Genomic DNA, 5,794 nt, shown 5'->3' on the forward strand with positions numbered 1-5,794 from the left:
AGACTCTTATGCAGGACTTGATGAGGACAATCCATATAAAGATGAAAAACCAAATTACGAACGTGATTACAAAAAAGGAGAATATGTAATTGTAAATAATTACAAAAATGCTGGTCAAAATACTGACGACAACCACAAAGCTGTTTTGCCACGTATGTGGAGTACGGAGCATGCTGAAAATTATATGAAATTCACTAAACCTCTTGAGTTTAGTATAAAAGCAGAATATGCTGATGAAAAAGAATTAACAGATATTGTATCTGAATTTAGAGCTGCTTATGCTTCTGGTAAATTAGAATTAGAAGATTACGAAAAATTCTTGAAAGCTTACGGGAATTACCTTGATATAGAAAAACCATCCACAATAGACAACCTTACTTTTATGGTTGAATACCAGTTTGGTTATATGTACTGGCGTTATTTGATGTGGAATTTTGTAGGAAGACAAAACGACAAGCAAGGAAATTATGACTTGGCTGATGGAAACTGGCTAAGCGGAATCAAATTTATTGATGAAAACAGATTGGGTTCTCAAGAAAATCTTCCTAGCGACATGAAAAACAACAAAGGGAGAAACGTATATTTCTTTTTACCTTTTATCATTGGACTTATTGGATTTTTCTTCCATGCGAAAAAGGATGTGAAGAGTTTTTATGTTGTATTAGCCTTGTTTTTATTTACAGGTTTAGCACTTAAAATTTACCTTAACGAACGACCTTTCGAACCTCGTGAACGTGATTATGCGCTAGTTGGTTCATTTTATGTATTTGCTATTTGGATAGGACTAGGTGTTTATGCTATTTTCGATTTCTTAAAATCATATATCAAACCTAAAATAGCAGTTCCAGTTACCATTACAGCTTGTTTGTTTGCTGCCCCACTACTTATGGCTTCTCAAAACTGGGATGACCATGACAGATCAGGAAAATACACTGCGGTTGCATCAGCAAGAGCTTACTTAGATTCCTGCGAGAAGAATGCAATTCTGTTTACTATTGGTGATAATGACACATTTCCATTATGGTATCTACAAGAAATTGAAGAGTATAGAACCGACGTTCGCATTGTAAACACCAGTTTATTGATGACCGATTGGTATATCGACCAAATGAAAGCAAAAGCGTACGATTCTGACCCAGTTCCTATTTCGTTCACGCACAAAGATTATGTAGATGGGAAACGTGATTATTTAGTTTTTGACGAACGAACAAAAGACCGTCTCGATGTAAACGAATTTATGAATTTTGTTTCTAGTGATGATCCAAGAACTTTAGTCGAGATGAGAAACGGCCAAAGCATTCAGTTTTATCCGACGAATAAAATTAGAATTCCGGTTAACAAAAATGCTGTAATTGCCCATAAAGTGGTGAATCCGAAATTTAATGATTCTATCGTTCCTTACATTGATGTGGATATAAAAGGCGATGCATTATACAAAAACAGATTGATGATGCTTGATATTGTGAGAAATAACAATTGGAAACGACCAATCTATTTTTCGCCAGGCGCATTTGCTGACGAAGATTATATCTGGATGAAAGAATTCTTGCAACTTGACGGAATGGTTTACAGATTAGTTCCTATTAGAACTACACTTCCGGAAGATGCGTATGGTTTCGACATGGGCAAAATAGATTCAGATGTTATGTACAACATCATGATGAAACTAGACTGGGGTAATGGCGAAAGCACAAAAATATACCACGATCCAGAAACCCGTAAAAACAGTATCTCATACAGAACCAACTTGACTCGATTAATGGATCAATTAATCATAGAAGGAAAAAATGATAAAGCTAAAAAAGTAATCGAATTAGCCTTAACAAAATTACCTCTCGATTATTATAGTTTCTATAGTATGGTAGATCCTTTTGCTGGTGGTTATTATAAAATAGGCGAAAAAGAAAAAGCACGTCAATTACTGAAACAATTGATGGCAAAATACCAAGAAAACCTAAAATATTACAGCGGAATGAAACCTACAGACCAAAGCGATATGGCTATAGATATTATTACCGATATAGAAAGATACAGAGGTTTACTTCTTATTATGACTGAACACAAAGATGAAGCTTTTTATAACGAGCAAAAAACCATATTTAATAGTTATAACAAACGTTTTGAACGTTTTGGAAGAGATATGGAGTAGCAATTTTAGATTTTAGTCCCGAAAGCTTTCGGGATAAGATTTCAGATTATTAGAAAATGTAGTTGTTGTAAAAAATAACTACATTTTTTTTTGTGGTACATTTGTACCGTTACACGCCAATTCAAATATTATGCAAAAAAGGTGGGCACAATAACAAACAACTAAAACAAATCTAATGACTAAGAAAGAAGAGAGTCCAAAAATTCTTAAAAACAAATATATCCCAACAACTGAATTTTATAGTCAAGTAATTGACAGCTTACAAGATTATTCGATTTTTACAATAGATAAAGAATTCATCATAAATAGTTGGAGTTCTGGATCGACAAAAATATTTGGCTACGAAACGGATGAAGTTATTGGAGAATCATTCGATTTAATATTTACTGAGGAAGATTTAAAAAACGGTATCCCGAAGAGAGAAATCGAAACAGCTTTAAAAGAAGGCCGAGCAACGGATAACAGATGGCACATTGCTAAAGACAAGAGTCTATTTTATGCTTATGGCTTGGTTTTTCCGCTAATTGGTTTAGATGGAGAAATGATGGGCTATGTTAAAATTTTGCGAGACTTAACAGATAGGAAACAATCAGAGGATGCTATAAAAAAATACATTAGAGAATTGGAAGAGCTTAATACCCATAAAGAGAGTGTTCTGGCAATACTTTCACACGATTTAAGAACTCCCTTGTCAGCTATTATTGGAACTGCAAAATATTTGAAAGAAAATTTCCACAAAATGAAGCCCGATGCTGTTCAGCAAATGCTCGACTTGCTTTATAAGTCATCAACAGATGAATTAGATATGTTAGATTATTTAGTAGAATGGGCGAGAATAAAATATGCATCGGATGCATTTTCTCCAACAAAAATAAAATTAGTAGAATATATTGATAAAGTTTTTGAAACTTTAAACGAAACTACTTCGATAAATGCAATAAATCTTCATCACGAAATTGAAGCGAATACTTCAGTATTTGCGGATGGCAAAATGTTAATTTCCATAATTCAAAATATTGTTTCAAATGCAATAAAACATACAGAAAAAGGGGGAGAAATAACAGTTTTCGCAAAAAGCAAAGATGATAAAGTTATTGTTCAGGTTAAGGACACTGGAATTGGAATGTCCAAAGAAATAATGGAAAAACTTTTTACTCCACAAATAAAAACACTTTCAGAAACCAGAAAAAAGGATAAAGGTGCTGGAATTGGGTTATTACTAGTAAAAGGATTTTTAGAAAAAAATGGTGGTGAAATATGGGTAGAAAGCATTGAAGGCGAAGGTTCATCTTTTTATTTTACATTACCCATTGAGAAACCTTTGTATAAAATAGGTAGTTCAGACGAAATTATGTTTGATGAAAGTGTATAATATAAAAACACCTCAAATCATCAAACGATTATTTAGTAATCAGGTTTGGGATATTCCCAATACCGAAAACAAAATTTATCTCACTTTCGATGACGGACCAACACCAGAAGTTACCGAATGGGTTTTATCAATATTAAAAGAAAACAACATCAAAGCAACCTTTTTTTGCATTGGTAACAATATCGAAAAACATCCTGAAATTTTCAATAAAGTTATTAATGATGGACATACCGTAGGAAATCACACTTTCGATCACAAAAATGGTTGGAAAACCACAACAGAAGATTATATACAAAATATTGAATTATGTGAAAATCAACTTTTAAATCTTAAGTCTAAAATCTTAAGTCTAAAATTTAAGATTTTCCGTCCGCCTTATGGCAAATTAAAACCTTCGCAATCTAAAAGATTAAGAATGCTAGGTTACAAAATAATTATGTGGGACATTTTGAGTGCCGATTTTGATCAAACAATCTCAAAAGAAAAATGTCTAGAAAATGCAACTCAAAAAGTAACTTCTGGAAGTATTATTGTCTTTCACGACAGTGTAAAAGCATTCAAAAATTTAGAATATGCTTTACCTAAAACCATTCAAATCTTAAAAGAAAAAGGATTTGTGTTTGATGTGATGCAGTAATACTAAATTTGCTCTTGAACCAAGCTAATGATAGAATTTGCATCTAGTTCACCCGATTGTCTCCACATCATTTGACCATCTTTATAAATCATAAGTGTAGGCAAGCCTTTTATGCGAAGTGCTTCGGCTAATTCTTGGTTTTTATCAACATCAATTTTTATAACTTTAGCTTTGTCGCCAAGTGCTGCGGCTACATCTTTAATAACAGGATGCATCGATTGTGAAGATTCGTTCCAGTCTGTATAAAAATCAATTAAAACAGGAACTTGAGCATTTATTAATTCTCCAAATTTTGACATAGTATAATTTTATTAAACTTTGTTATACAAATATAGTGTTTTTAGCACATTAAGCTACATTTTGTCCTTTTTTTAGTCGAATTACCGTTATTTCGGGCATAATTCCTACTCGTCCAGGATAGGCATGAAACCCAAAGCCTCTGTTTACATAAATATAGCGGCCCATATTTTCATACAAACCCGCCCACTGCTTATACATATATTGTGCCAAACTCCACTTAAACCAACCCGGAATTTCGATTCCAAACTGCATTCCGTGTGTGTGACCACTTAGTGTAAGTTGTATATTTTTTTCGTGATTCTTTACCACTTCTTCCCAATGACTTGGATCGTGACTCATTAAAACCTTAAAATCATCTTTTGCTATTCCGCTTGATGCTTTTTCAATATCACCAAAAGTTCCAAAATGTTTTCCCCAGTTTTCGACACCAATTATTGCAATTTCTTGATTGTCTTTTTTAATTTTTACATGTTCATTCAACAATAATTTGAAATCAATCTGACGATGTAAATCTTTTATCTTGACGAAATTTTCAGCTTTTTCTTTCTCCGAATCCCATTCTAAATAAGCACCATAATCGTGGTTTCCAAGTATAGAAAATTTCCCAAAAGCTGGTTTCTCTAACCTGTTGAAAGTTTCAATCCACGGATGCATTTCTTCTGCTTTTGCATTTACAATATCACCTGTAAATAGTAATATATCTGAGTTTTGCTCGTTAATTAAATCAATAGCATAATTTATTTTTTCAGGATTATCAAAACTTCCACTATGAATATCGGAAATTTGAGTAATCGTAAAACCCTCGAAAGCATCTGGCAAATCAGGAAAAAAAATGTTCTGTTTAATAACTTTAAAATTATATTTTCCAATTGTTATTCCGTAAATTAAGGATAAGAAAGGAATGGCCGCTAATCCTAATCCAATCTGGCTAACAAATTTTCTTCTTGAAGACAGAAATTCCGTTTGATTTTCAGTTTTAACAAAAAACTTAAATATTCCCGAAAAAACCCTAAAAACATCTTCCCCAAATAGAATAGTTGTAATCACTAATTTGGGAAGTAATACTAGAAGTAATATTCCTAACGTAAACAAACTTTGTGGTGTTTGCCCAACTTTAAAATCAAATTGAAAAATATTATACGCAACATAAATAACCGCAAAAAGGCTTATTGCCACATACAGATATAAAACCCACTTTGTCTTAATTACAGTTCTAAATGCCTGATAAGAATAGATTTCTACAAACAATAGCAATGCAATAAGAATTAAAAATCGAAAAATCATTTTTATAAATTTTATGCAAAATAACGAAGAAAGTAAACAGAAAGTAATATTG

The 5,794-nt window shown here is 32.4% G+C and carries 5 protein-coding genes; 3 read left to right on the plus strand and 2 right to left on the minus strand.

Features of this window, described 5'->3' with window-relative positions; translation table 11 throughout:
- The 3 genes from ACHZC3_RS01045 to ACHZC3_RS01055 form a co-directional block, all read left to right on the plus strand.
- On the plus strand, positions 1 to 2,149 hold a 2,149-nt coding region (locus ACHZC3_RS01045), incomplete at its 5' end, for a hypothetical protein (protein ID WP_394758021.1).
- Between the two features lie 175 nt (positions 2,150 to 2,324).
- Positions 2,325 to 3,521 carry an ATP-binding protein gene (locus ACHZC3_RS01050; protein ID WP_394758022.1) on the plus strand — a complete coding sequence of 399 codons (1,197 nt, stop codon included), beginning with the start codon at positions 2,325 to 2,327 and terminating at the stop codon, positions 3,519 to 3,521.
- Positions 3,508 to 4,158, plus strand: coding sequence for a polysaccharide deacetylase family protein (locus tag ACHZC3_RS01055; protein ID WP_394758023.1), 651 nt, complete (start codon positions 3,508 to 3,510; stop codon positions 4,156 to 4,158). The genes ACHZC3_RS01050 and ACHZC3_RS01055 overlap by 14 nt, the downstream gene beginning before the upstream one ends.
- A gap of 2 nt (positions 4,159 to 4,160) precedes the next feature.
- On the opposite strand, the gene ACHZC3_RS01060 is transcribed toward ACHZC3_RS01055, so the two are convergent.
- On the minus strand, positions 4,161 to 4,457 hold the full coding sequence (locus ACHZC3_RS01060) for a thioredoxin family protein (protein WP_348075458.1): 297 nt from the start codon (positions 4,455 to 4,457) through the stop codon (positions 4,161 to 4,163).
- 49 nt (positions 4,458 to 4,506) lie between these two features.
- Positions 4,507 to 5,742, minus strand: coding sequence for a metallophosphoesterase (locus ACHZC3_RS01065; protein ID WP_394758024.1), 1,236 nt, complete (start codon positions 5,740 to 5,742; stop codon positions 4,507 to 4,509).
- Between the last annotated feature and the right edge of the window lie 52 nt (positions 5,743 to 5,794).

This window comes from Flavobacterium sp. (assembly GCF_043720215.1).
Classification (GTDB): Bacteria; Bacteroidota; Bacteroidia; order Flavobacteriales; family Flavobacteriaceae; genus Flavobacterium.